Source organism: Enterobacter cloacae complex sp. P14RS (assembly GCF_014895895.1).
GTDB lineage: Bacteria > Pseudomonadota > Gammaproteobacteria > Enterobacterales > Enterobacteriaceae > Enterobacter > Enterobacter bugandensis.
This window is the reverse complement of record NZ_JADBQM010000010.1, coordinates 39,207-63,376: the sequence shown is the minus strand read 5'-3', so window position 1 is coordinate 63,376 and position 24,170 is coordinate 39,207. Positions and strand designations below refer to the sequence as shown.

Annotated in this window: 19 protein-coding genes and 4 tRNA genes; 18 read left to right on the top strand and 5 right to left on the bottom strand. The window is 55.4% G+C overall.

Annotated elements, in window-relative coordinates:
- The first annotated feature begins 96 nt into the window (after positions 1-96).
- The 17 genes from trxA (at position 97) to IM295_RS09125 (ending at position 15,257) form a co-directional block, all read left to right on the top strand.
- Positions 97-426 carry a thioredoxin TrxA gene (gene trxA / locus IM295_RS09205; protein WP_006179218.1) on the top strand — a complete coding sequence of 110 codons (330 nt, stop codon included), beginning with the start codon at positions 97-99 and terminating at the stop codon, positions 424-426.
- Positions 427-770: 344 nt separating this feature from the next.
- A complete protein-coding gene (gene rho / locus IM295_RS09200; RefSeq protein ID WP_008501566.1) occupies positions 771-2,030 on the top strand; it encodes a transcription termination factor Rho in 1,260 nt (419 codons plus the stop codon).
- Positions 2,031-2,271: 241 nt separating this feature from the next.
- Positions 2,272-3,375 carry a UDP-N-acetylglucosamine--undecaprenyl-phosphate N-acetylglucosaminephosphotransferase gene (gene wecA, locus IM295_RS09195; RefSeq protein WP_193066579.1) on the top strand — a complete coding sequence of 368 codons (1,104 nt, stop codon included), beginning with the start codon at positions 2,272-2,274 and terminating at the stop codon, positions 3,373-3,375.
- A gap of 13 nt (positions 3,376-3,388) precedes the next feature.
- Positions 3,389-4,435: an ECA polysaccharide chain length modulation protein gene (gene wzzE / locus IM295_RS09190; protein WP_047362658.1), complete on the top strand. Its 1,047-nt coding sequence runs from the start codon at positions 3,389-3,391 to the stop codon at positions 4,433-4,435.
- A 56-nt stretch (positions 4,436-4,491) separates the two neighbouring features.
- Positions 4,492-5,622, top strand: coding sequence for a non-hydrolyzing UDP-N-acetylglucosamine 2-epimerase (gene wecB / locus IM295_RS09185; protein WP_193066578.1), 1,131 nt, complete (start codon positions 4,492-4,494; stop codon positions 5,620-5,622).
- A complete protein-coding gene (gene wecC, locus IM295_RS09180; protein WP_063944145.1) occupies positions 5,619-6,881 on the top strand; it encodes a UDP-N-acetyl-D-mannosamine dehydrogenase in 1,263 nt (420 codons plus the stop codon). Before wecB ends, wecC begins: the two co-directional genes overlap by 4 nt.
- The gene (rffC, locus tag IM295_RS09175; RefSeq protein ID WP_193066577.1) at positions 6,878-7,555 is read left to right on the top strand and encodes a dTDP-4-amino-4,6-dideoxy-D-galactose acyltransferase; all 678 of its coding nucleotides are present in this window, start codon (positions 6,878-6,880) and stop codon (positions 7,553-7,555) included. Before wecC ends, rffC begins: the two co-directional genes overlap by 4 nt.
- Before the next feature lie 4 nt (positions 7,556-7,559).
- On the top strand, positions 7,560-8,690 hold the full coding sequence (gene rffA / locus IM295_RS09170) for a dTDP-4-amino-4,6-dideoxygalactose transaminase (protein WP_193066576.1): 1,131 nt from the start codon (positions 7,560-7,562) through the stop codon (positions 8,688-8,690).
- Between the two features lies 1 nt (position 8,691).
- Positions 8,692-9,942, top strand: coding sequence for a lipid III flippase WzxE (wzxE, locus tag IM295_RS09165; protein WP_063155587.1), 1,251 nt, complete (start codon positions 8,692-8,694; stop codon positions 9,940-9,942).
- Positions 9,939-11,018 (top strand): TDP-N-acetylfucosamine:lipid II N-acetylfucosaminyltransferase, encoded by a 1,080-nt coding sequence (locus IM295_RS09160; RefSeq protein WP_041911821.1) that lies wholly within the window; start codon positions 9,939-9,941, stop codon positions 11,016-11,018. Before wzxE ends, IM295_RS09160 begins: the two co-directional genes overlap by 4 nt.
- Positions 11,015-12,367 (top strand): ECA oligosaccharide polymerase, encoded by a 1,353-nt coding sequence (gene wzyE / locus IM295_RS09155; protein WP_028014806.1) that lies wholly within the window; start codon positions 11,015-11,017, stop codon positions 12,365-12,367. The genes IM295_RS09160 and wzyE overlap by 4 nt, the downstream gene beginning before the upstream one ends.
- Before the next feature lie 12 nt (positions 12,368-12,379).
- Positions 12,380-13,120, top strand: coding sequence for a lipopolysaccharide N-acetylmannosaminouronosyltransferase (gene wecG / locus IM295_RS09150; protein WP_045631338.1), 741 nt, complete (start codon positions 12,380-12,382; stop codon positions 13,118-13,120).
- Positions 13,121-13,317: 197 nt separating this feature from the next.
- Complete coding sequence (locus tag IM295_RS09145) at positions 13,318-14,703, top strand: amino acid permease (RefSeq protein ID WP_041911824.1); 1,386 nt, start codon at positions 13,318-13,320, stop codon at positions 14,701-14,703.
- Between the two features lie 102 nt (positions 14,704-14,805).
- Positions 14,806-14,882: transfer RNA gene (locus IM295_RS09140), tRNA-Arg, on the top strand.
- A gap of 68 nt (positions 14,883-14,950) precedes the next feature.
- Positions 14,951-15,026 (top strand) — tRNA-His (locus IM295_RS09135).
- A gap of 21 nt (positions 15,027-15,047) precedes the next feature.
- Positions 15,048-15,134 (top strand) — tRNA-Leu (locus IM295_RS09130).
- A 46-nt stretch (positions 15,135-15,180) separates the two neighbouring features.
- Positions 15,181-15,257, top strand: a tRNA-Pro gene (locus tag IM295_RS09125).
- 507 nt (positions 15,258-15,764) lie between these two features.
- On the opposite strand, the gene IM295_RS09120 is transcribed toward IM295_RS09125, so the two are convergent.
- From IM295_RS09120 to hemC, 5 genes are all read right to left on the bottom strand, one after another.
- Entirely contained in the window at positions 15,765-16,976 is a 1,212-nt protein-coding gene (locus IM295_RS09120; RefSeq protein ID WP_193066575.1) for an MFS transporter, read from the bottom strand.
- Positions 16,977-17,149: 173 nt separating this feature from the next.
- Positions 17,150-18,349 (bottom strand): protoheme IX biogenesis protein HemY, encoded by a 1,200-nt coding sequence (gene hemY / locus IM295_RS09115; protein ID WP_028014802.1) that lies wholly within the window; start codon positions 18,347-18,349, stop codon positions 17,150-17,152.
- A 2-nt stretch (positions 18,350-18,351) separates the two neighbouring features.
- Positions 18,352-19,539 carry a uroporphyrinogen-III C-methyltransferase gene (hemX, locus tag IM295_RS09110; protein WP_041911826.1) on the bottom strand — a complete coding sequence of 396 codons (1,188 nt, stop codon included), beginning with the start codon at positions 19,537-19,539 and terminating at the stop codon, positions 18,352-18,354.
- A gap of 20 nt (positions 19,540-19,559) precedes the next feature.
- Positions 19,560-20,300, bottom strand: coding sequence for a uroporphyrinogen-III synthase (hemD, locus tag IM295_RS09105; protein ID WP_063437757.1), 741 nt, complete (start codon positions 20,298-20,300; stop codon positions 19,560-19,562).
- Complete coding sequence (gene hemC, locus IM295_RS09100) at positions 20,297-21,238, bottom strand: hydroxymethylbilane synthase (protein ID WP_032644935.1); 942 nt, start codon at positions 21,236-21,238, stop codon at positions 20,297-20,299. Before hemC ends, hemD begins: the two co-directional genes overlap by 4 nt.
- Before the next feature lie 350 nt (positions 21,239-21,588).
- Between hemC and cyaA the strand changes: the two genes are divergently transcribed.
- A complete protein-coding gene (cyaA, locus tag IM295_RS09095; protein WP_028014798.1) occupies positions 21,589-24,132 on the top strand; it encodes a class I adenylate cyclase in 2,544 nt (847 codons plus the stop codon).
- Positions 24,133-24,170: the final 38 nt, after the last annotated feature.

Here is a 24,170-nt window from a genome sequence, read left to right as displayed (position 1 = left end):
TGAAATAAAGTCAACCTTTAGTTGGTTAATGCGACATCAACACGTCGTTGGTGGAGACAAAACCAACGTACCAGGCTTATTCCTGTGGAGTTATATATGAGCGATAAAATTATTCACCTGACTGACGACAGTTTTGACACGGACGTACTTAAGGCTGACGGGCTGATCCTCGTCGATTTCTGGGCTGAATGGTGTGGTCCTTGCAAAATGATCGCCCCGATTCTGGATGAGATCGCTGACGAATATCAGGGCAAACTGACGGTTGCCAAGCTGAACATCGACCAGAACCCGGGCACCGCACCGAAATACGGTATCCGTGGCATCCCGACCCTTCTGCTGTTCAAAAACGGCGAAGTGGCGGCGACCAAAGTGGGCGCGCTGTCCAAAGGTCAGCTGAAAGAGTTCCTGGACGCTAACCTGGCGTAAGGTTTCTCCGCTGTGCGTCCAGAGCCCCCGGCTAAATGATGTGGAACTCTGGACGCCCGGCTGAAGTCGTGCTAAGTTAGCTATGACTTCGTTTTAAACATATCTATTGTTTGAATCTTGTTTTACCCGATACTTCCCTTTGTTGACATGAACAATGCGTGAAGTGGCTAAATTCCGGGCTTGTCACTCAATCCGTCTTGTCGTTTCAGTTCTGCGTTCTTTCCCTGTGACCAGACAGCGAACAGACATGAGGTGATGGCCGCTAAACAGGCATGGATGACCCTGCCATACCATTCACAACATTAAGTTCGAGAATCACTCCGAGTTTAAGAACCCACACCATTATGAATCTTACCGAATTAAAGAATACGCCGGTTTCTGAGCTGATCACTCTCGGCGAAAATATGGGACTGGAAAACCAGGCTCGTATGCGCAAGCAGGACATCATTTTCGCCATCCTGAAGCAGCACGCTAAGAGTGGCGAAGATATCTTTGGCGACGGTGTGCTGGAGATATTGCAAGACGGATTTGGTTTCCTCCGCTCTGCAGACAGCTCCTACCTCGCCGGCCCTGACGACATCTACGTATCCCCCAGCCAAATCCGCCGTTTCAACCTCCGCACTGGTGACACCATTTCAGGTAAGATTCGTCCTCCTAAAGAGGGTGAACGCTACTTTGCGCTGTTGAAAGTCAATGAAGTTAACTTCGATAAACCAGAAAACTCGCGTAACAAGATCCTCTTTGAGAACTTAACGCCTCTGCACGCGAACTCTCGCCTGCGCATGGAGCGTGGTAACGGTTCTACCGAAGACTTAACCGCGCGTGTCCTGGATCTGGCATCGCCAATCGGTCGCGGCCAGCGTGGTCTGATTGTGGCCCCGCCGAAAGCGGGTAAAACCATGCTGCTGCAGAACATCGCGCAGAGCATTGCCTACAACCACCCAGACTGCGTGCTGATGGTGCTGCTGATTGACGAACGTCCGGAAGAAGTGACCGAGATGCAGCGTCTGGTTAAAGGTGAAGTGGTTGCTTCTACCTTCGACGAGCCAGCATCTCGCCACGTTCAGGTTGCGGAAATGGTTATCGAGAAGGCGAAACGCCTGGTTGAGCACAAGAAAGACGTGATCATCCTGCTTGACTCCATCACCCGTCTGGCGCGTGCCTACAACACCGTGGTGCCAGCTTCCGGTAAAGTGTTGACCGGTGGTGTGGACGCTAACGCCCTGCACCGTCCAAAACGCTTCTTCGGTGCGGCACGTAACGTGGAAGAGGGCGGTAGCCTGACCATCATCGCAACGGCGCTGATCGATACCGGCTCCAAAATGGACGAGGTTATCTACGAAGAGTTTAAAGGTACAGGTAACATGGAACTGCACCTCTCTCGTAAAATCGCAGAGAAACGCGTCTTCCCGGCTATCGACTACAACCGTTCCGGTACCCGTAAGGAAGAACTGCTCACCACGCAGGAAGAGCTGCAGAAAATGTGGATCCTGCGCAAAATCATCCATCCAATGGGTGAAATTGACGCGATGGAGTTCCTCATTAACAAACTGGCGATGACCAAAACCAACGACGATTTCTTCGACATGATGAAGCGCTCGTAACGTAAATAAAGCCAGCGAACGCCACGTTTTTACGTGGCGTTTTTCTTTTATGGACTATACGCTAGTATCGCCTACTCCCAATTTTGACCGGTCAGTGCGACAATAAGATAATTCGCACAGTAAAAACATTAATAGCTTGAATAATAAACAAATGGAATTGTAAGAGGTTTGCTTTATAACTTCAGGCGCGGCCCCTTGATGGTTATACTTCCTTGACTAACATTTGTTGAGAACATCCATTGTGAACCTACTTGATACGTTTACTGAACTAACCAGTATTTTCTTGTTTACCACCTGCTTTTTGTTTCTGGCACGTAAGGTTGCAAAATATCTGGGCTTAGTGGATAAACCCAACTTCCGTAAACGTCATCAAGGCATGATCCCTCTGGTCGGTGGCATCTCTGTTTTTGCGGGGATCTGCTTCACTTTTGCTATTGCAGATTACTATATTCCGCATGTCAGGCTTTATCTCATATGCTCAACAGTTCTTGTTGTGATTGGTGCGCTGGACGATAGATACGACATCAGCGTCAAAATTCGCGCTTTCGTTCAGGCAGCTGTCGCTATTGCAATGATGGTGTTTGCTAAGTTGCACCTGAGTAGCCTGGGCTATATTTTCGGGGCCTGGGAGATGGAACTCGGCCCATTCGGCTATTTCCTGACACTTTTTGCCGTGTGGGTGGCGATTAACGCGTTCAACATGGTTGACGGTATTGATGGTTTGCTTGGTGGCCTGTCCTGCGTCTCATTTGCCGCCATTGGTTTCATTTTATGGTTCGATGGGCAATATAGCCTTGCTATGTGGTGTTTCGCCATGATTGCTGCCATCCTGCCTTATATCCTGTTAAATCTCGGCGCATTGGGCCGACGCTATAAAGTCTTCATGGGCGATGCGGGTAGCACGCTTATCGGCTTTACTGTCATTTGGATCTTGCTGGAAACTACTCAGGGCGATGTGCATCCCATCAGCCCGGTAACGGCGCTATGGATTATTGCCATCCCCTTAATGGATATGGTTGCGATTATGTATCGCCGCCTGCGTAAAGGAATGAGTCCATTCTCTGCTGACCGTCAGCACATTCATCATTTGATCATGCGAGCCGGATTCACTTCCCGGCAGGCATTTGTGCTTATTACGCTGGCGGCTGCTATTCTAGCGGGGATTGGCGTGACGGCGGAATATACGCACTTTGTGCCTGAGTGGGCCATGTTGGTATTGTTCTTGCTAGCATTTTCTCTCTACGGCTACTGCATTAAGCGCGCATGGAAGGTGGCGCGATTCATAAAACGTATTAAGCGCAGGATGCGACGTAACAGTAGCAAAAACACAACATTAACTAAGTAAAACCGGGACTATGATGACTCAACCGTTGGCGGGAGCGAAATCAGTGGTAACAGAGAATGAGCTGGACATTCGGGGTTTGTTTCGCGTGTTATGGGCAGGCAAACTTTGGATTGTGGGGATCGCGCTGGGGTTTGCACTGTTAGCGCTAGCCTACACGTTCTTTGCAAAACAGGAGTGGAGCGCCACGGCAATCACGGACAGACCCACGGTTAACATGCTCGGAGGGTACTACTCCCAGCAGCAGTTCCTGCGAAACCTGGATATTAAAGCCAGCCTTGCCACCCCGGACCAGGCTTCCGTTATGGATGAGGCCTACAAAGAGTTTGTGATGCAGCTGGCCTCGTGGGATACGCGCCGCGATTTCTGGTCCCAGACGGATTACTACAAGCAGCGTCGGGTTGATAACACCAAAGCCGATGCCGCGCTGCTGGACGATCTGATTAACAATATTCAGTTTATGCCGGGCGACGTGCTGCGTAACGTCAACGACAGCGTCAAGCTGATTGCCGAAACCGCGCCGGATGCAAACAACCTGTTGCGCCAGTACGTCGCGTTTGCCAGCCAGCGTGCCGCAAGCCATCTGAATGAAGAGCTTAAAGGCGCCTGGGCAGCCCGCACTATCCAGATGAAGGCGCAGGTCAAACGTCAGGAAGAGGTGGCAAACGCCATTTTTGCGCGCCGCGTGCATAACATTCAGCAGGCGCTGAAAATTGCGGAACAGCACAACATTTCCCGCACTGAGACGGATGTTCCGGCTGATGAATTGCCTGATTCTGAAATGTTCCTTCTTGGTCGCCCAATGCTGCAGGCGCGTCTGGAAAACCTGCAGGCCGTTGGGCCTGATTTTGATCTCGACTACGATCAAAACCGCGCGATGCTTAACACGCTTAATGTCGGTCCCTCCCTGGACCCGCGTTTTCAGACCTATCGTTATTTGAGAACGCCTGAAGAACCTGTAAAACGCGACAGTCCGCGCCGCGCATTCCTGATGATCATGTGGGGTATTGTGGGTGCACTCGTTGGTGCTGGCGTGGCGTTAACGCGTCGTCGTACAAACTAAGAACGCCGTTTACGATGAAGGCTGCGGCCTTCATCGCCTAATCGAAGAGAATCGATGTGAAAGTACTTACCGTATTTGGCACCAGGCCGGAGGCCATTAAGATGGCGCCTCTGGTTCATGCGCTGGCCAGCGATCCTGATATTGAAGCGAAGGTCTGCGTCACGGCCCAGCACCGTGAGATGCTCGATCAGGTCCTAACCCTCTTTTCCATCGTCCCGGATTACGACCTCAATATTATGAAGCCAGGACAAGGGTTGACGGAAATAACCTGCCGCATTCTGCAAGAGCTCAAGCCGATCCTGGAGTCATTCAAGCCCGACGTCGTGCTGGTGCACGGGGATACCACGACGACGATGGCAACAAGCCTGGCCGCGTTTTACCAGCGTATTCCCGTCGGCCATGTTGAAGCGGGTCTGCGCACCGGCAATCTTTATTCTCCGTGGCCGGAAGAGGCCAACCGTACGCTTACCGGGCATCTGGCGATGTACCATTTTGCGCCAACCGAGAACTCTCGCCAGAACCTGCTGCGTGAAAATGTCGCCGATAACAACATCTTTGTGACCGGCAATACGGTCATTGACGCGTTGATTTGGGTACGCGATCGCGGGCTGGCAAACAGCGATCTGCAGAAAGAACTCGCTGCCCGCTATCCTTTCCTGAATAACGGCAAAAAAACCATTCTGGTCACTGGCCACCGTCGCGAAAGCTTTGGTCGGGGCTTTGAGCAAATCTGTCACGCGCTGGCTGAAATCGCCGCGCAGAACGACGATGTGCAAATTGTCTATCCGGTACACCTTAACCCTAACGTCAGCGAGCCGGTCAACCGCATCCTGGGCCACATCGAAAACGTCCTGCTGATTGAACCGCAGGACTACATGCCGTTTGTCTGGCTGATGAACCACGCCTGGCTGATCCTCACCGATTCCGGTGGGATTCAGGAAGAAGCGCCCTCTCTTGGCAAGCCGGTGCTGGTGATGCGTGAAACCACTGAACGTCCGGAAGCGGTTAAAGCCGGGACAGTGCGTCTTGTCGGCACCAACGCACAGCTCATCGTCGAAGAGGTCACGCGCCTTCTGCACGACGATGAAGCGTATCAGGCGATGAGCCGGGCCCACAATCCCTACGGAGACGGGCAGGCTTGTGGCCGTATTTTGCAAGCACTTAAACACAATCGGGTATCGCTATGAGTTTTACTACCATCTCTGTCATTGGTCTTGGCTACATTGGCTTGCCTACTGCGGCGGCATTCGCCTCCCGTCAAAAGCAGGTTGTTGGTGTGGATATCAACGCACGTGCGGTAGAAACCATTAATCGTGGCGAAATTCATATTGTGGAGCCCGATCTTGACCGCGTGGTGAAAGAGGCGGTTGATGGCGGCTTCCTGCGCGCCAGCACGACGCCAGTGGAAGCGGATGCCTACCTGATTGCCGTTCCAACGCCCTTTAAAGGCGACCACGAGCCCGATATGGTCTACGTCGAGGCGGCGGCAAAATCTATTGCCCCCGTGCTGAAGAAAGGGGCGCTGGTAATTCTGGAGTCGACTTCTCCCGTCGGCGCTACCGAGCAGATGGCGCAGTGGCTGGCCGATGCGCGTCCTGATTTACGTTTCCCGCAGCAGGCCGGTGAGCAGGCGGATATCAACATCGCCTACTGCCCGGAGCGCGTGCTGCCGGGGCAGGTAATGGTCGAACTGATTAAAAACGACCGGGTGATAGGCGGCATGACGCCGGTCTGTTCTGAACGCGCCAGCGCGCTGTACAAGATTTTCCTGGAAGGCGAATGCGTGGTAACCAACTCCCGCACCGCCGAGATGTGCAAGCTGACGGAAAACAGCTTCCGTGACGTTAACATCGCCTTCGCAAACGAACTGTCGCTGATCTGTGCCGATCAGGGGATTAACGTCTGGGAGTTAATCCGCCTGGCGAATCGCCATCCGCGCGTCAACATTCTCCAGCCTGGCCCAGGGGTGGGCGGTCACTGTATCGCCGTCGATCCGTGGTTTATCGTGGCGCAGAACCCGGCGCAGGCGCGCCTGATTCGCACCGCGCGTGAAGTGAACGATAGCAAACCTCACTGGGTACTGAATCAGGTTAAAGCGACGGTAGCGGATTGTCTGGCAGAGAGCGGCAAGCGCGCCAGCGAGCTGAAAATTGCCTGCTTTGGTCTGGCATTTAAACCCAATATTGACGATCTGCGCGAAAGCCCGGCGATGGAAATTGCTGAGATGATTGCCGAATGGCATAAGGGCGAAACGCTGGTGGTCGAGCCAAATATTCATGAACTGCCGGCAAAACTGGCGGGGCACTGCAAGCTGACGACGCTCAATGACGCGCTGGCGACGGCGGACGTGCTGGTGCTGCTGGTGGACCATAAAGAGTTTAAAGCGACGTCCGGTGATGCAGTGCGTCAGCAGTATGTGGTTGATACGAAAGGCGTCTGGCGTTGAGTGCACTCCACGGCGTGCTGGAATCCCTTGAGTGGGAAAGCGCATTTTTTGCCCGCCCCTCGGCGATAGTCCGCTGGCGCGAGAATGCGCCCGCCCTGCAGGAAGTGGACTTCAGCGCCTGGCAGCGCGTGCAGGCTAAGATCCCGGCGGACCGTGCCGACCTGCTTGACGCGCTCCAGCAACACGGTTTTCAGCTGGTTGAAGGCGAGGTAGACCTTTCCATCACCCTCACCCGGCACGATACGTCCGGCGCGGAAATTGCAACGGAACAGGACATTCCTGTGCTGCGCCAGATGGCGGCCCGGGCGTTTGCGCAAAGCCGCTTTCGCACGCCCTGGTATGCGCCTGACGATAGCGGACGTTTCTATGCCCAGTGGGTAGAGAATGCGGTCAAAGGTACCTTTGACCACGTCTGCCTGATTTTCCGTGCAGCGAACGGCCAGATCCAGGGATTTGTCTCGCTGCGCAAGCTTAACGAGCGCGAGGCGCGTATTGGCTTATTAGCCGGGCGCGGCATGGGGGAGAAACTCATGCAGGCGGCGCTGCACTGGTCGCAGCTGCAGCAGGTTGAGACGCTGCGGGTGGCGACCCAGGTGGGCAACACCGCCGCGCTTAAACGTTATATTGCGAGTGGTGCCAACATCGACGCCACCGCCTACTGGTTATACAGGTGACAAGATGATTCCATTTAACGCACCACCCGTCGTGGGAACCGAGCTCGACTATATGCAGTCTGCCATGGGCAGCGGCAAACTCTGCGGTGACGGCGGTTTTACCCGTCGCTGTCAGCAGTGGATGGAGCAGCGTTTTCGCAGTGCTAAAGTGCTGCTGACCCCGTCCTGCACGGCATCGCTGGAAATGGCGGCCCTGCTGCTGGATATCCAGCCCGGTGATGAAGTGATCATGCCGAGCTATACCTTCGTATCTACCGCGAATGCATTTGTCCTGCGCGGAGCGAAAATCGTCTTTGTGGATATCCGCCCGGACACCATGAACATTGATGAGACGCTGATTGAAGCGGCGATCACCGACAAAACGCGTGCGATTGTGCCGGTTCACTACGCGGGCGTGGCCTGTGAAATGGACACCATCATGGCAATCGCCAAAAAGCACAACCTGTTTGTGGTAGAAGATGCCGCGCAGGGCGTGATGTCCACCTACAAGGGGCGCGCGCTGGGCACTATCGGCCACATCGGCTGCTTCAGCTTCCACGAAACGAAAAACTATACGGCGGGTGGCGAAGGCGGTGCGACGTTGATTAACGATCGTGCCCTGGTTGAGCGTGCGGAAGTGATCCGTGAAAAAGGCACCAACCGCAGCCAATTCTTCCGCGGTCAGGTTGATAAGTACACCTGGCGCGATATCGGCTCAAGCTATCTGATGGCCGACCTGCAGGCAGCGTATCTGTGGGCACAGCTGGAAGCGGCAGAGCGAATTAATCTCCAGCGCCTGTCCCTGTGGCAAACCTATTACGATGCGCTTGAGCCGCTGGCAAAAGCCGGACGCATTGAGCTGCCAACCATTCCGGCCGATTGCGTCCACAACGCCCACATGTTTTACATCAAGCTGCGCGATAACGACGATCGCAGTCAGCTCATCGCCTGGCTGAAAGAGGCCGAAATTATGGCGGTCTTCCACTATATTCCGCTGCACTCCAGCCCAGCGGGCGAAGCGTTTGGAATGTTCGCAGGTGAAGACCGTTACACCACGAAAGAAAGTGAGCGTTTGCTTCGCCTGCCACTGTTCTTCAACCTCGTGCCAGTTAACCAGCGTACGGTGATCAATACCCTTCTGAGCTATTTCGGCTGATATGTCTCTGGCAAAAGCATCGGTGTGGACCGCCGCGTCCACGCTTGTAAAAATTGGTGCCGGACTGCTGGTCGTCAAGCTGCTGGCCGTCTCATTCGGCCCCTCAGGCGTCGGGCTGGCGGGCAACTTCCGCCAGCTTGTTACCGTCCTTGGGGTGCTGGCCGGTGCCGGGATCTTCAACGGCGTGACCAAATACGTTGCTCAGTATCATGATGATGCGGCCCAGCTTCGCAGGGTAGTGGGCACCGCGTCGGCAATGGTCACGGGCTTTTCGACCCTGCTGGCGATTGTGTTTCTGCTGGCCGCGGCACCCATTAGCCAGGGATTGTTCGGGCACCCCCATTATCAGGGACTGGTGCGTCTGGTCGCGCTGGTCCAGATGGGCATTGCCTGGGCTAACCTGCTGCTGGCGCTGATGAAAGGTTTTCGCGATGCTGCCGGGAACGCGCTTGCGCTCATCCTGGGTAGCGTCATCGGCGTGATTGCCTATTATTTCTGCTACCGCCTGGGCGGCTATGAAGGCGCACTGCTTGGGCTGGCGCTGGTTCCGGCACTGGTTGTTGTGCCTGCGGCGTTCATGCTGATGCGCCAGGGCGTTATCCCTCTGAGCTACCTGAAACCGCAATGGGACAAGGTGCTTGCCAGCCAGCTGGGTAAGTTTACCCTGATGGCGCTCATTACTTCCGTCACGCTGCCAGTGGCTTACGTGATGATGCGAAACCTGCTGGCGGCGCATTACAGCTGGGATGAGGTAGGGATCTGGCAGGGCGTAAGCAGTATTTCCGATGCTTACCTCCAGTTTATAACGGCTTCCTTTAGCGTTTATTTGCTGCCAACCTTATCGCGTCTGACGTCCAGGCAGGATATTACCCGCGAAATTTTCCGCTCCCTGCGTTTTGTATTACCCGCAGTGGCGGCGGCCAGTTTGACCGTCTGGTTATTGCGTGATGTCGCCATCTGGCTGCTGTTCTCGGCGAAGTTTACCGCCATGCGCGATCTTTTTGCCTGGCAACTGGTGGGTGATGTGCTGAAAGTGGGGGCTTACGTTTTCGGCTATCTGGTGATTGCGAAAGCCTCGCTGCGGCTGTATATCCTCGCGGAGGTTAGCCAGTTTGCATTGCTGACAGCATTTTCGCACTGGCTGATACCCGCGCACGGTGCGCTGGGGGCGGCTCAGGCCTACATGGCAACCTATATCGTTTATTTCGCTGCCTGCTGCGGCGTATTTTTATTGTGGCGTAAACGCGCATGACTGCACTGATTCACATCCTGGGATCGGATATCCCACACCATAACCAGACCGTTTTGCGGTTCTTCAACGACGAGCTGGCATCGGGCAATCCTGATGCGCGCGAGTTTATGGTTGCAGGTCAGGATAATGGCCTGAGCGCGGCGTTTCCGGCGCTGACAATCACCTTCTGGCCGGATAAAGCTACCCTGGCGAAGGCGGTTATTGCCAAAGCCAAAGCGGATCGTGAGCAACGTTTCTTTTTCCACGGGCAGTTCAATACCGGCCTGTGGCTGGCTCTGCTCAGCGGGGGAATTAAACCCTCCCAGTGCAGCTGGCATATCTGGGGAGCCGATCTCTACGAAGTCTCGCGCGGCTGGAAATTCCGTCTTTTCTATCCGCTGCGTCGCATGGCGCAGGGAAGGGTGGGCCGCGTTTTTGCCACCCGTGGCGATCTGAATTATTTTGCGAAGCAGCACCCTAACGTGCGCGGTGAGCTACTCTATTTCCCAACCCGTATGGATCCGGCGCTGAACACCATGGCGAATGACGCGGTTCGCGAAGGCAAGCTGACGGTGCTGGTGGGGAATTCCGGCGACCGCAGTAACGAACATGTCGCCGCGCTCCGGGCGGTACACCAGCAGTTTGGCGACACGGTGAACGTGGTGGTGCCGATGGGTTATCCGGCCAACAACGACGCCTACATTGATGAGGTTCGCCAGCAGGGGCTTGCGTTATTCAGCGAAGAAAATCTGCACATTCTCAGCGAAAAGCTGGAGTTTGATGACTATCTTGCGCTGCTGCGAAAATGCGATCTGGGCTATTTCATCTTTGCTCGCCAGCAGGGGATTGGTACGCTGTGCCTGCTCATTCAGGCGGGTGTACCGTGCGTGCTTAATCGTGAAAACCCGTTCTGGCAGGACATGGCCGAGCAGCATATTCCGGTGTTGTTCACCTCAGACGCGCTGAATGTTGAAGTGGTACGTGAAGCACAACGCCAGCTCACGCTGGTGGATAAAAATAGCATCGACTTTTTCAGCCCGAATTACCTCACGCCGTGGCACCGCGCGCTGCGTATCGCTTCAGGAGACAACGCATGAGTCAGTTGCAGTTTAGCGGCTTACTGGTTGTCTGGCTTCTGAGCACGCTATTTATCGCCACGCTCACCTGGTTTGAGTTCCGCCGGGTGCGCTTCAACTTTAACGTGTTCTTCTCGTTGCTGTTTCTGCTGACCTTCTTTTTCGGCTTCCCGCTGACCAGCATTCTGGTCTTCCGTTTTGACGTGAGCGTCGCGCCGCCGGAAATTCTTCTCCAGGCCCTGCTGGCGGCGACCTGCTTCTATGGTGTTTACTACGTCACCTATAAAACGCGTCTGCGACCAGCGCAGGCCGCTGCCCCGCGTCGGGCGCTCTTTACCATGAACCGGGTGGAGACCCATCTGACGTGGGTGATGCTCATGACCATCGCCCTGGTTAGCGTCGGCATCTTCTTCATGCATAACGGCTTCCTGCTGTTTAAGCTCCACTCCTACAGCCAGATTTTTTCGGCTGAAGTCTCAGGCGTGGCGCTTAAGCGATTCTTCTATTTCTTCATCCCGGCGATGCTGGTGATCTTCTTCCTTCGCCAGGACAGCAAGGCATGGCTGTTCTTCCTGGTCAGTACGGTTGCGTTCGGTATCCTGACCTACATGATCGTGGGCGGTACGCGTGCCAACATTATCATCGCTTTCGCTATCTTCCTGTTCATCGGCATCATCCGCGGCTGGATCTCGCTGTGGATGCTGGTTGCGGCAGGGGTATTTGGCATTGTGGGGATGTTCTGGCTGGCGCTGAAGCGCTACGGGATGAACGTGGCGGGCGACGAGGCGTTTTACACGTTCCTCTACCTGACGCGCGACACCTTCTCGCCGTGGGAAAACCTGGCATTGTTGCTGCAAAACTACGACAAGATTGATTTCCAGGGGCTGGCGCCGATTGTGCGCGATTTCTACGTCTTTATCCCGAGCTGGCTCTGGCCGGACCGCCCTGGCGTAGTACTCAATACCGCGAACTATTTTACCTGGGAAGTGCTGAACAACCATTCGGGCCTGGCGATCTCGCCAACCTTGATTGGTTCCCTGGTGGTGATGGGGGGAGGCTGGTTTATCCTGCCGGGCGCGTTTGTCGTAGGGTTGATTATTAAGTGGTTTGACTGGCTTTACGTGCGTGGTAACGAAGAGACCAACCGCTATAAAGCGGCCATTTTGCACAGTTTCTGCTTTGGTGCCATTTTCAATATGATCGTTCTGGCGCGCGAGGGGCTGGACTCGTTCGTTTCGCGCGTGGTGTTCTTCATGGTCGTTTTTGGCATCTGCCTGTTACTGGCCAAACTGTTGTACTGGCTGTTCGACAGCGCAGGGCTTGTGCACAAGCGCGAGCCACAGGGCAGCACAACGCTGTCGCAAGTCTGAGTAGGGAAAGTAATGACTGATAAAACTTCTGCACCGCGCTATGCGCTTCGTGGTTTGCAGCTGATTGGCTGGCGCGACATGCAGCACGCGCTGGATTTTCTGTTCGCCGACGGGCAGATGAAATCCGGTACGCTGGTCGCTATCAATGCGGAAAAGATGCTGGCGGTGGAAGATAACGCCGAAGTCAAAAGCCTGATAGAAGCAGCTGAATTTAAATACGCGGACGGTATCAGCGTGGTCCGCTCTATCCGTAAAAAATATCCTGACGCTAATGTATCTCGCGTGGCGGGTGCCGATCTCTGGGAGCAGCTTATGGCCCGCGCTGGTGCGGAGGGCACGCCGGTGTTCCTGATTGGCGGTAAGCCTGAGGTGCTGGCCGAGACTGAAGAGAAACTGCGTCGTCAATGGAATGTTAATATTGTTGGTAGCCAAAATGGTTACTTCAAGCCTGAAGACCAGCAGGCTTTGTTTGCCCGCGTGCGCGACAGCGGGGCAAAAATCGTCACCGTGGCGATGGGGTCCCCGCGCCAGGAGATCCTGATGCGCGACTGCCGTCTGGTCTGCCCGGATGCGCTTTATATGGGCGTCGGCGGCACCTACGATGTCTTTACCGGCCACGTGAAGCGCGCGCCGAAGATTTGGCAAAATATGGGGCTGGAGTGGCTCTACCGCCTGCTCTCCCAACCCACCCGCATTAAACGACAGATTCGACTGCTTCGCTACCTCACCTGGCACTATACCGGTAAAATGTAATCAAAATGTAGCGCGATATGCTGTTCGCGCTGCAACTCACCTGCAAAACTGCTGATAATTTGTGCAATGCATTCATTTTTTTAATGCATCGTTTGCCATTTGGCCGATTTTAAGAAACCATTCGCACCGTATTTTAGTACCCCTAAAAAACAATAACCGGTATTAAGCCGGGAAACAGCAAACACAATCGAGGATCTATGGCAGAGAAACAACCGGAGCTACAGCGTGGGCTGGAAGCTCGTCATATCGAACTGATAGCGCTGGGCGGCACTATCGGCGTTGGCCTGTTTATGGGCTCCGCAAGCACCCTCAAATGGGCAGGCCCTTCCGTATTACTGGCGTATATCATCGCCGGGCTGTTTGTTTTCTTCATCATGCGCTCAATGGGCGAAATGCTCTTTCTGGAGCCGGTGACCGGTTCCTTCGCCGTTTACGCACACCGTTATATGAGCCCGTTCTTCGGCTACCTGACGGCCTGGTCATACTGGTTTATGTGGATGGCGGTGGGCATCTCTGAAATCACCGCCATAGGGGTTTACGTCCAGTTCTGGTTCCCGGACATGGTCCAGTGGATACCGGCACTCATTGCCGTGGGGCTGGTGGCGCTGGCAAACCTGGCCGCCGTGCGCCTTTACGGTGAAATCGAGTTCTGGTTTGCGATGATCAAAGTAACCACCATCATCGTGATGATTGTTATTGGCCTGGGCGTGATTTTCTATGGTTTTGGCAACGGCGGACACGCCATCGGCTTTGGCAACCTGACTGAACACGGCGGCTTCTTCGCCGGCGGCTGGAAGGGCTTCCTGACGGCGCTGTGTATTGTTGTGGCCTCGTATCAGGGCGTGGAGCTGATCGGGATTACCGCCGGGGAAGCGAAAAACCCGCAGGTTACGCTGCGTAGCGCGGTGGGCAAAGTGCTGTGGCGCATCCTGATTTTCTACGTGGGCGCAATCTTCGTTATTGTGACCATCTTCCCGTGGAACGAAATCGGCACGACGGGGAGCCCGTTCGTATTAACCTTTGCGAAGATTGGGATTACAGCAGCAGCGGGTATCATCAACTTTGTGGTCCTGACGGCAGCGCTTTCAGGCTGTAACAGCGGGATGTACAGCTGTGGCCGTATGCTCTACGCGCTCTCGAAAAATAACCAGCTGCCTGCGGCAATGAGTAAAGTCTCACGTGCTGGCGTGCCGGTAGCGGGCGTCGCGGTCTCCATTGTCATCCTGCTGATTGGCTCCTGCCTGAATTACATCATCCCTAATCCGCAGCGCGTGTTTGTTTACGTCTACAGCGCCAGCGTGCTGCCGGGCATGGTGCCGTGGTTTGTTATCCTCATCAGCCAGCTGCGTTTCCGCCATGCGCATAAAAAAGCGATCGCCAGCCATCCGTTCCGCTCGATCCTTTTCCCGTATGCGAACTATTTGACGATGGCGTTCCTGATTTGCGTATTAATTGGAATGTACTTTAATGAAGATACCCGCATGTCGCTGTTTGTCGGGCTGATCTTCCTGGCGGCAGTGACGGCCGCGTATAAGCTTTTTGGCCTGGGTCGCCGTGCCACCACGCAGAAAGTGGAGGAATAAGCGGCAAAATGTGCAAACCATAACCAAACGCGCATTTTTTTCAAAAAAGCACTAGACAGCGGGGACGGAGGTACGTAATATCCAGCCCCGCAACGGCGCTAAGCGCCCGTAGCTCAGCTGGATAGAGCGCTGCCCTCCGGAGGCAGAGGTCTCAGGTTCGAATCCTGTCGGGCGCGCCATTTTAGTTCCCGGCGCTAGAGCTGCGGTGGTCTGAGAAGTAGTCAGTACCGCGTGAAAGAATACAGTGGTGGCTATAGCTCAGTTGGTAGAGCCCTGGATTGTGATTCCAGTTGTCGTGGGTTCGAATCCCATTAGCCACCCCATTATTGAAAGAGTTGTGAATTGCGAAGGTGGCGGAATTGGTAGACGCGCTAGCTTCAGGTGTTAGTGTCCTTACGGATGTGGGGGTTCGAGTCCCCCCCCTCGCACCACGACTTTTTAAATGAATTGAACTAAAAATTCAAAAAAGCAGTACATCGGCGAGTAGCGCAGCTTGGTAGCGCAACTGGTTTGGGACCAGTGGGTCGGAGGTTCGAATCCTCTCTCGCCGACCAATTTTGAACCCCGCTTCGGCGGGGTTTTTTGTTTTCTGTAAGTTTTCTCCCCTGTCGTTATCTCCAGAAAGTACCCTGTATCATTGTCGCGATTCAGTGACATGCAAGCCGTTGAAAATAAGATAAATAATTATTTATGGGATTTACTGTCTCTTCCTGGCGACATATTTCTGCTTTTGCCGATACGCTATGAAGCTTCAGAGGCTACTTAACAGCATAATTTCCTTTTATCTTAAAATGTTGCGCCATGTAAAAGTTCTGCGTGTAAATCTGGCACGTAACGTGCAATAATATACGCGTAGATGCTCATTCCATCTCTTATGTTCGCCTTAGTGCCTCATAAACTCAGGAATGACGCAGAGCCATTTACGGTGCTTATCGTCCACTGACAGATGTCGCTTCGGCCTCATCAGACACCATGGACATAACGTTGAGTGAAGCACCAAATATGTTGTCTTACAGACCTGTTTTAACGCCTGCTTTTATAGCAGGCGTTTTTTTTATGTCTTATTCCCGATACCCACGCATGATCAGGGCGACCAACAGCAGGGCGGCTGACGAGACCGTATAGAGCGCCAGCACTGAGCCAAGCCCAACAGCCACCATCGCTGTAATGCCGGTGAAAAGCGAGGCGCTGAGCGTTTGCCAGCGCCAGGCTTTACCGCTGGCTGACGCGGTTTGCGTGATATGAAAACTGCTGAGTACGCCAAACGTGCCGGCTGCGAAGAGAACGTTTGAGGCCAGATGCGCGATAAAGATCATCCCCAGCGCACATGCCATCCACCCGGACAACAACGGCAGCATTCCATAAGCGGCAAGAAAAATACCGAGACAAACGATGATTCGCGGCGTGTGGACGGCAAAGCGCGTCAGGCTCTCTTTTTTTAGCAGCATGGGGCCGCAAAGTTGTCCCATGCTCCTTGCGAAAAGCAGAGGCAGAGCAAGGCCCGCCGCATCCTGAGGATGGAGCTGCTGCGCCAGGGCCGGAAGTAGCGCCATAGCCGGTGAGCCGACGGCCGCCAGCGCCGGCAAAATGAGCAGGCTGCGCTTTTGCCGAACGGTCAACGTCCGCCAGCGCAGTGGCGCGGGGGCTGCCTCTTCACCGGGGAGAGGTAGCAATGGCGCAGAAAACCGCCGCCCAGCCAGCCACAGCAGCAGCAGCGACCCGAGAAAACTGGCGGCATCAATAGCCAGCAAGGTAAACACGGAGGTCTGCTTGAATAGCACCACGCCGAGTCCAGTACCTAATAACACCTGAGAAGCAAAAATCACATTTTCCAGACAGGTCGCAGCAGGCAGCTCTGTTTCGCTAAGTCCGCGTTTAAAGAGCAATGTCAGCGCGGGCCAGCTCATCCCGCTGAGCAGCGCTTCGGTGGATTGCACGGCGAGTAGCGAGGCAATACTGTGATAACCCGCACCGAGCAGGGGGAAGAGCAGGGCGAGCAATCCCAGCCCCTCGGTCAGTAGCAGCAGGAATACTGGAGAATAGCGCGAGCACAGCTTTTCGCCGATCGCGCTGCCGATAAATCCCGGAACCGTTGCGAAAAGAAAAGCGAGGGTGAGCAGGGCGGGCGGGGCCGACCACGCTAACAGTAAACCAAAGACCACGACCTGAGTTAAACCATTTCCCAGCGAAGAAAAGATAAAAGCACAGGCAAGCAGGCGCAGCCAGCGGTGGCAGCGCAGCGCTTCAATAAGCGCATACAAAAGCGAGTTCATGAAGATTTCCTTTCAAAAACGATTTAATCCACGCTGCAGAAAGTGCGCGTGTGTGAAAAAAGGTTAATGAAAAGACATCGTTACATTGGCGGGTTCGTTTGCAGATGTGGGTGTAAAGAATGTAGCAGGAGAAAGGCGATAAAAAAAGGAGGCCGTCTGGCCTCCTTTTTTATTTATTGCGGGTTACCGTTATTTTGCAGCGTCAGCAATAGCCCATCGCGCCGCATGGCGGCCGCCTCTTCTGGCTTATGCTGTTTGTCCAGCGTATCGGCAAGCCACGCGTAGTCAAACGCGTCCGGACGCTGTTTCAGTGCCGCACGGAAGGCCAGGCTCGCCTCTTGCCATTCGCCGTGCTTCATCAGCGACTGGCCCAGGGTACTCCACAGCAGCGGACGGTCACCGACGGTTTTGATCTGCTGGCGCAGCACTTTTTCGACCTGCTCAGGGTTATTGGTTTTCAGGCGCGGGATCACCATGACCAGGCGATCGTCGTACTGGCGCTTCAGGCCGTCGAGAAGGATCTCCTGGGCGGTGTCATGATCGTCACATTCAATAAGATGTTCCGCCATGGCCACCTGCAGGGGGACCTGCTGGCGCGTTTTCCGGCTCTGATTCTTCCACCAGGTTTTCAGGCCTTCGCTGCCCAGGTCGGCGCGCGCTTGATCCATCAGGCCAATCCATGCCAGACGCTGAAGTTCATCACGATGTTCATCATCACCCACCTCGGCCTTCGCCATCGACGGAATGATGTCCAGCAACGAACCCCACGCTCCGGTACGAATATAGGCCTGCTCCGCAAGGCGCAGGACTTCCGGATGACGCGGTGCGATTTCCAGCAGACGGTCAATGCCGTGGCGCGCCGCGTGGTTCTCATTGCGCGCGAGCTGCAGGCGGACGCGGGTAATTTCCACTGGGATCGGGTCGCCAGACGCCAGCTCTGACGCGCGTTCCAGATGCTGGTTAGCGCGGGCTTCATCACCGCGCTGCTGCGCCGCTTCGGCGGCCAGAAGATAGTTCACCACCGGCTGTTCCGCGTGATCGGCGTTTTTCGACATCAGCTTTTCAACCTGCTGGTAATCGCCTTCGGCCAGCTTTAGCAGCGCCTGTTCCGTTTGCTTACGGGCGCGGCGGCGCTTACGGCCAACGAACCAGCCGCGGGTATGGGCACCGGTGCGGAAAATACGGCGCAGGATCCATTCAACGGCAAGCAGGACCACGACGCCGAGGATCAGAACGATCGCCAGACCCGTTACGCTGGTTTCAATATTGTAGTTATCGGTCTGGATCAGGACGTATCCCTGATGACCCGCAAGCATCGGGCCCAGGACGATCCCGGCGATCAGCAGGATGAAGAGTAAAAGGACTTTTAGCATCATTACTCTCCCTGTGGCGCGCTTTCAGGCGCTGGTGCCGCCGCTGTGCCGGTCTGCCCGGCCGGAACGCCCGGCTGCGCCAGCAGGTTACGCACGCGCGTCTGCATCAGCTTCTCCAGAATCGGCTGGCTGGCCAGTTTATCCGGCACGTTCATGGTGATGTTCTGCTGGCTCAGCTTGTCGATATCTTCGAGGAAGGCGGTGGTCGTTGCATCATCGGTGTTGTAGTAGGCGCGTACCCACGTCGAGACGTTATCCAGCGCCTGTTTGTACGTTTCTTCCTGATGGCGCGGTACGGCCTGCGCCGCGACCAGCAGGCGGGAACGGATGTTTTCGCGCAGATAGATATCCTGATTCGGCGCTAACAGCGGTACGGCGGTTTCATCGCGACGGCGGATGGTGATGAAGCTGTCCATAAAGTTCTGCCAGCTTTTCTGCAGGTTTATGCGCCATTCGCTCAGGGAGCTGGACAGCTCGGTACCGTCAGAGTCCATCGGGGAGTCGTCGTCATTGTTATCCGCCAGCTGCAGGTTATCTATTTGATTCGAAAGCTGGTTCACCTTGAGGATAATGCCGTCGTAATCTACCTGTGAAACGGCGGAGAGGCTGGCGATATCTTCGGTAATCGCACGGCGCGCGGTAATGAGGCTCGGATCGTTCATGTCGGCCAGGCTCGCATCGGCGCTTTTCAGCAGCGCGGCGGCGGTGGTCACGTCCTGATCGCTCCACAGCTTACGCCCGGCGAGTTTGACGAGGAAATCGGCCTGCGAGAGCAGCCAGGTTTTGGCATCGGTGCCGGAGATCGTGGCGACTTTCTGCTGTACTTCGCCCAGCTGTTTGGTCAGCTCTTCCTGTTTGCTGTTCGCCTCGGCAAGCGCGGCGGCCTGCTGCTTAATCACCGCTTCCAGCTCGGTTTTCTGCGTTTCCTGCGCTTTTTGCAGGGAGGTAAGCTGATTGACCAGCGTATCGCTGGTGGCCGTCTGGTTAGCACTCTGTTGCTTTACCAGACCATACAGGCCGACGCCTGCTGCCAGCGCAATGGCGATGGCAATCGCGCTCAGCGCGAGGCTGGTTTTATTGCTGCCGTTTTTCTTCTCAGCGGTTTTCTCAGTCGTCTCTGGCTGTGGCGTTGTCTCCACAGTCTCCCTGGTCTCTTCAACCACGGCGGAGGATTTTTCGTGTTCCGTCATTATGGCTTCCCATTTGAGAGTTATTGTAATGCGCGCAGCAGCGCATCGTTGTCGGCGTTATCAGCGATCCGAATATCCTGCCAGCCCAGTTCCCGGGCGAGGTTCGCCAGACGCTCACTGACGACCAGAAGCCGACAGCGGAGTAACCAGTTTTCGCGATACCAACGCGGTATTAGCGACCAAAGCTGTTGTAACATTTCACCGCTGGTGACCACCAGCGTATTAATACCGCGCGCGTGCCAGCGCATCGCCTCTTCAGCACCGTCGTAGTGTTTCGCACAGCGCTGGTAGCACTCAACAAACGTGACGTCAGCCCCGCGTTCCCGCAGCGTTTCACCCAGCAGTTCGCGGCCACCGTTGCCGCGCAAAATGAGCGCGCGCTTTCCGGCAATAGTTTGTAATTCAGGTAATTGTAGCAAGACTTCGCTGATTTCCCGATCCAACGGGTAGCGAACGTCTGTTCCACTCACGGTATGTAAGGCCAGCGCGGTGGTTCTGCCGATAGCAAAAAAGCGCGGAGCGGTCGGCCAGCGTGTCCCCGCCTGTTGCAGCTGCGCATGGGCAAATTCCACGGCATGCTGCGATAGCGCAAACAGCAGGTCGCCTTCCTGCAGGGTATTCATCTGGTCGGCGAGCGCAGAGAGCTCCCGACCGGGGGAGAATTCAATTAGCGGAAAACTCCAGGCCACCTGCCCCAGTGCGCGCAGACGGCTCACTAACTGCTCTCCTGCGGGAGAAGGGCGGGTGACAAGAATACTCATGCAGGGGGTTCTCCGTTATAGACCTCGGCCAGAATTTCACGTGCGCCGTTATTCAGCAGCTCTTCCGCCAGCGACACGCCAAGCGCTTCGGCATCCTGCGGCTTGCCGCGACGTTCGCCGCGCACCATCTGTGAACCGTCCGGCGCGCCCACCAGCGCGCGCAGCCACAGTTCACCGTCTGTTAATTCAGCATAGCTGCCAATCGGCACCTGACATCCGCCTTCGAGGCGAGTATTCATCGCCCGCTCGGCTTTTACGCGGGTTGCGGTCTCGTCATGGTTCAGCGGAGCGAGCAGCTCGCGGGTGCGCGCATCGTCCAGACGGCACTCAATGCCGACGGCGCCCTGTCCGACGGCCGGCAGCGACAGCTCTGGTGGCAACGCCACGCGAATGCGTTCCTCCAGCCCCAGGCGCTTCAGGCCTGCAACCGCAAGAATAATGGCATCGTAATCGCCGTTATCCAGCTTGCCCAGACGCGTGCCAACGTTACCGCGCAGCGAGCGGATGATAAGGTCAGGACGACGCTCCGCCAGCTGACACTGACGGCGTAAACTGGACGTGCCAACCACGCTACCCGCCGGCAGCGCGTCGAGCGAGTCATAGTGGTTCGAGACAAACGCGTCACGCGGATCTTCGCGCTCGCAGATGGTCACCAGCCCCAGCCCTTCCGGGAACTCGACGGGCACGTCTTTCATCGAATGTACGGCGATATCGGCGCGGTTCTCAAGCAATGCCAGTTCCAGCTCTTTGACAAACAGGCCCTTGCCGCCCACTTTCGCCAGCGGCGTATCCAGAATCACGTCACCGCGCGTGACCATCGGCACCAGCTCGACGCGCAATCCACTGTGGCAGGCTTCAAGGCGCTGCTTAACATAATGTGCCTGCCAGAGCGCGAGAGGGCTTTGGCGTGTGGCAATTCTCAAAACATTGTCTAACATGCTTGTTACCGTCATTATCAATCGCTAACCATCCTAACATTGTTGACTCTGGGATGGCAGTTTTACGGTTGATGAAGCGTGAGAGGGACAAGGCGGCGTATTCGTCAGCCATAGCCGTATTCAGGAATTTACACGTACAGAACGGTGCTACACTTGTATGTAGCGCATCTTTCTTTACGGTCAACCGGCAAGGTGTTAAATTGATCACGTTTTAGACCATTTTTTCGTCGGTACCACCATAATGACAAGGGCGAAAAAAGGGTAACGGTTATCTTTTTGAAATACTGCGGGCTCGCTGTTATTCGTATTTTGAATAGCTTACGACACCCGGAAACATCAGGCGATACGTCTTGTACCTCTATATTGAGACTCTGAAACAGAGACTGGATGCCATAAATCAACTGCGTGTGGATCGCGCGCTTGCTGCCATGGGCCCTGCTTTCCAGCAGGTATACAGTCTGCTGCCGACATTATTGCACTATCACCACCCGCTGATGCCTGGCTACCTTGATGGTAACGTTCCCCAGGGCATTTGCCTCTTCACGCCTGATGAAACCCAACAGCATTATTTGAACGAGCTGGAACTCTACCGCGGCATGCCGCCTCAGGTTTCTCCGAAAGGTGAACTGCCGATTACCGGCGTTTACTCGATGGGGAGCACCTCATCGGTAGGGCAGAGCTGTTCTTCGGACCTGGATATCTGGGTCTGCCATCAATCCTGGCTCGACAATGAAGAGCGCCAGCTGCTGCAGCGTAAATGCAGCCTGCTGGAAAGCTGGGCGGCCTCGCTTGGCGTGGAAGTGAGCTTCTTCCTGATTGATGAAAACCGTTTCCGCCATAATGAAAGCGGCAGTCTGGGTGGTGAGGACTGCGGCTCGACTCAGCACATCCTGTTGCTGGATGAATTTTACCGTACTGCCGTTCGTCTGGCCGGGAAGCGTATTCTGTGGAATATGGTCCCGTGCGAAGAAGAAGAGCATTACGACGACTACGTCATGTCGCTTTACGCGCAGGGCGTACTGACGCCAAACGAATGGCTGGACCTGGGCGGCCTCAGCTCCCTGTCCGCCGAAGAGTACTTTGGCGCAAGCCTCTGGCAGCTCTACAAGAGCATTGATTCACCGTACAAAGCGGTGCTGAAAACCCTGCTGCTTGAAGCCTACTCGTGGGAATACCCTACGCCGCGCCTGCTGGCGAAAGATATCAAGCAGCGCCTGCACGATGGCGAAATTGTCTCCTACGGGCTCGACGCCTACTGCATGATGCTGGAGCGCGTTACCGAATACCTGAAAGCCATTGATGACACCACGCGTCTTGACCTGGTGCGTCGATGTTTCTATCTCAAGGTCTGTGAAAAGCTGAGCCGTGAGCGCGCCTGCGTGGGCTGGCGTCGTGAAGTGGTCAGTCAGCTTGTGAAAGAGTGGGGATGGGACGAAGCGCGTCTGTCCATGCTTGATAACCGCGCCAACTGGAAGATCGATCAGGTGCGTGAAGCGCACAACGAACTGCTCGACGCGATGATGCAAAGCTACCGTAACCTGATCCGCTTTGCGCGCCGTAATAACCTTAGCGTCTCCGCCAGCCCGCAGGATATCGGGGTGTTAACCCGTAAGCTGTACGCCGCGTTTGAAGCGCTGCCGGGCAAAGTGACCCTGGTTAACCCGCAGATTTCGCCTGACCTGTCTGAACCAAACCTGACCTTTATCTATGTGCCGCCGGGCCGCGCAAACCGCACCGGGTGGTATCTGTACAACCGTGCGCCAAGCATGGATTCGATTATCAGCCATCAGCCGCTGGAATATAACCGCTATCTGAACAAGCTGGTGGCGTGGGCCTGGTTTAACGGCCTGCTGACCTCGCGCACGCGCCTGTTTATCAAAGGCAACGAGGTGGTCGATCTCGCTAAGCTGCAGGAGATGGTGGCGGATGTCTCGCACCACTTCCCGCTGCGTCTGCCTGCGCCGACGCCAAAAGCGCTCTACAGCCCGTGCGAGATCCGTCACCTGGCAATCATCGTTAACCTGGAATACGACCCGACGGCGGCCTTCCGCAATCAGGTGGTCCATTTTGACTTCCGCAAGCTGGACGTCTTCAGCTTTGGCGAGCAGCAAAACTGCCTGGTGGGCAGCGTAGACCTGCTGTACCGCAACTCGTGGAACGAAGTGCGTACCCTGCACTTCAACGGCGAGCAGGCGATGATTGAAGCGCTGAAAACCATTCTCGGCAAGATGCACCAGGACGCCGCGCCGCCGGACAGCGTTGAAGTGTTCTGCTACAGCCAGCACCTTCGCGGTTTAATTCGTACCCGCGTGCAGCAGCTGGTGTCTGAATGCATCGAACTGCGCCTCTCCAGCACCCGCCAGGAAACCGGGCGATTTAAAGCGCTGCGCGTCTCCGGGCAGACGTGGGGCCTGTTCTTCGAGCGTCTGAACGTGTCGGTGCAGAAGCTGGAAAACGCTATCGAGTTCTACGGCGCGATTTCACACAACAAGCTGCACGGCCTGTCGGTTCAAGTGGAAACCAACCACGTCAAGCTGCCGCAGGTGGTGGATGGCTTTGCCAGTGAAGGGATTATTCAGTTCTTCTTTGAAGAGTCGGGCGACGATGCCGGGTTCAACATCTACATTCTGGATGAGACCAACCGTGCCGAGGTGTATCACCACTGTGAAGGCAGCAAAGAGGAGCTGGTGCGCGACGTCAGCCGCTTCTACTCTTCCTCGCATGACCGTTTCACCTACGGTTCCAGCTTTATCAACTTCAACCTGCCGCAGTTCTACCAGATTGTGAACGTGGATGGGCGAGCGCAGGTGATCCCGTTCCGTACGCAGGCGATTACCCCTGCGGCGCCTGCGAATCAGGATACTGCACCGCTGTTGCAGCAGTATTTTTCCTGAGGCTTTTCGCCCGGTAAGGCGTAGCCGCCACCGGGCAA

Coding starts and splice junctions, on each gene's coding strand:
- trxA (WP_006179218.1), top strand. CDS start 97: ATGAGCGATAAAATTATTCACCTGACTGACGACAGTTTTGACACGGAC.
- rho (WP_008501566.1), top strand. CDS start 771: ATGAATCTTACCGAATTAAAGAATACGCCGGTTTCTGAGCTGATCACT.
- wzzE (WP_047362658.1), top strand. CDS start 3,389: ATGACTCAACCGTTGGCGGGAGCGAAATCAGTGGTAACAGAGAATGAG.
- wecC (WP_063944145.1), top strand. CDS start 5,619: ATGAGTTTTACTACCATCTCTGTCATTGGTCTTGGCTACATTGGCTTG.
- rffA (WP_193066576.1), top strand. CDS start 7,560: ATGATTCCATTTAACGCACCACCCGTCGTGGGAACCGAGCTCGACTAT.
- wzxE (WP_063155587.1), top strand. CDS start 8,692: ATGTCTCTGGCAAAAGCATCGGTGTGGACCGCCGCGTCCACGCTTGTA.
- IM295_RS09160 (WP_041911821.1), top strand. CDS start 9,939: ATGACTGCACTGATTCACATCCTGGGATCGGATATCCCACACCATAAC.
- wzyE (WP_028014806.1), top strand. CDS start 11,015: ATGAGTCAGTTGCAGTTTAGCGGCTTACTGGTTGTCTGGCTTCTGAGC.
- wecG (WP_045631338.1), top strand. CDS start 12,380: ATGACTGATAAAACTTCTGCACCGCGCTATGCGCTTCGTGGTTTGCAG.
- IM295_RS09145 (WP_041911824.1), top strand. CDS start 13,318: ATGGCAGAGAAACAACCGGAGCTACAGCGTGGGCTGGAAGCTCGTCAT.
- IM295_RS09120 (WP_193066575.1), bottom strand. CDS start 16,976: ATGAACTCGCTTTTGTATGCGCTTATTGAAGCGCTGCGCTGCCACCGC.
- hemY (WP_028014802.1), bottom strand. CDS start 18,349: ATGCTAAAAGTCCTTTTACTCTTCATCCTGCTGATCGCCGGGATCGTC.
- hemX (WP_041911826.1), bottom strand. CDS start 19,539: ATGACGGAACACGAAAAATCCTCCGCCGTGGTTGAAGAGACCAGGGAG.
- hemD (WP_063437757.1), bottom strand. CDS start 20,300: ATGAGTATTCTTGTCACCCGCCCTTCTCCCGCAGGAGAGCAGTTAGTG.
- hemC (WP_032644935.1), bottom strand. CDS start 21,238: ATGTTAGACAATGTTTTGAGAATTGCCACACGCCAAAGCCCTCTCGCG.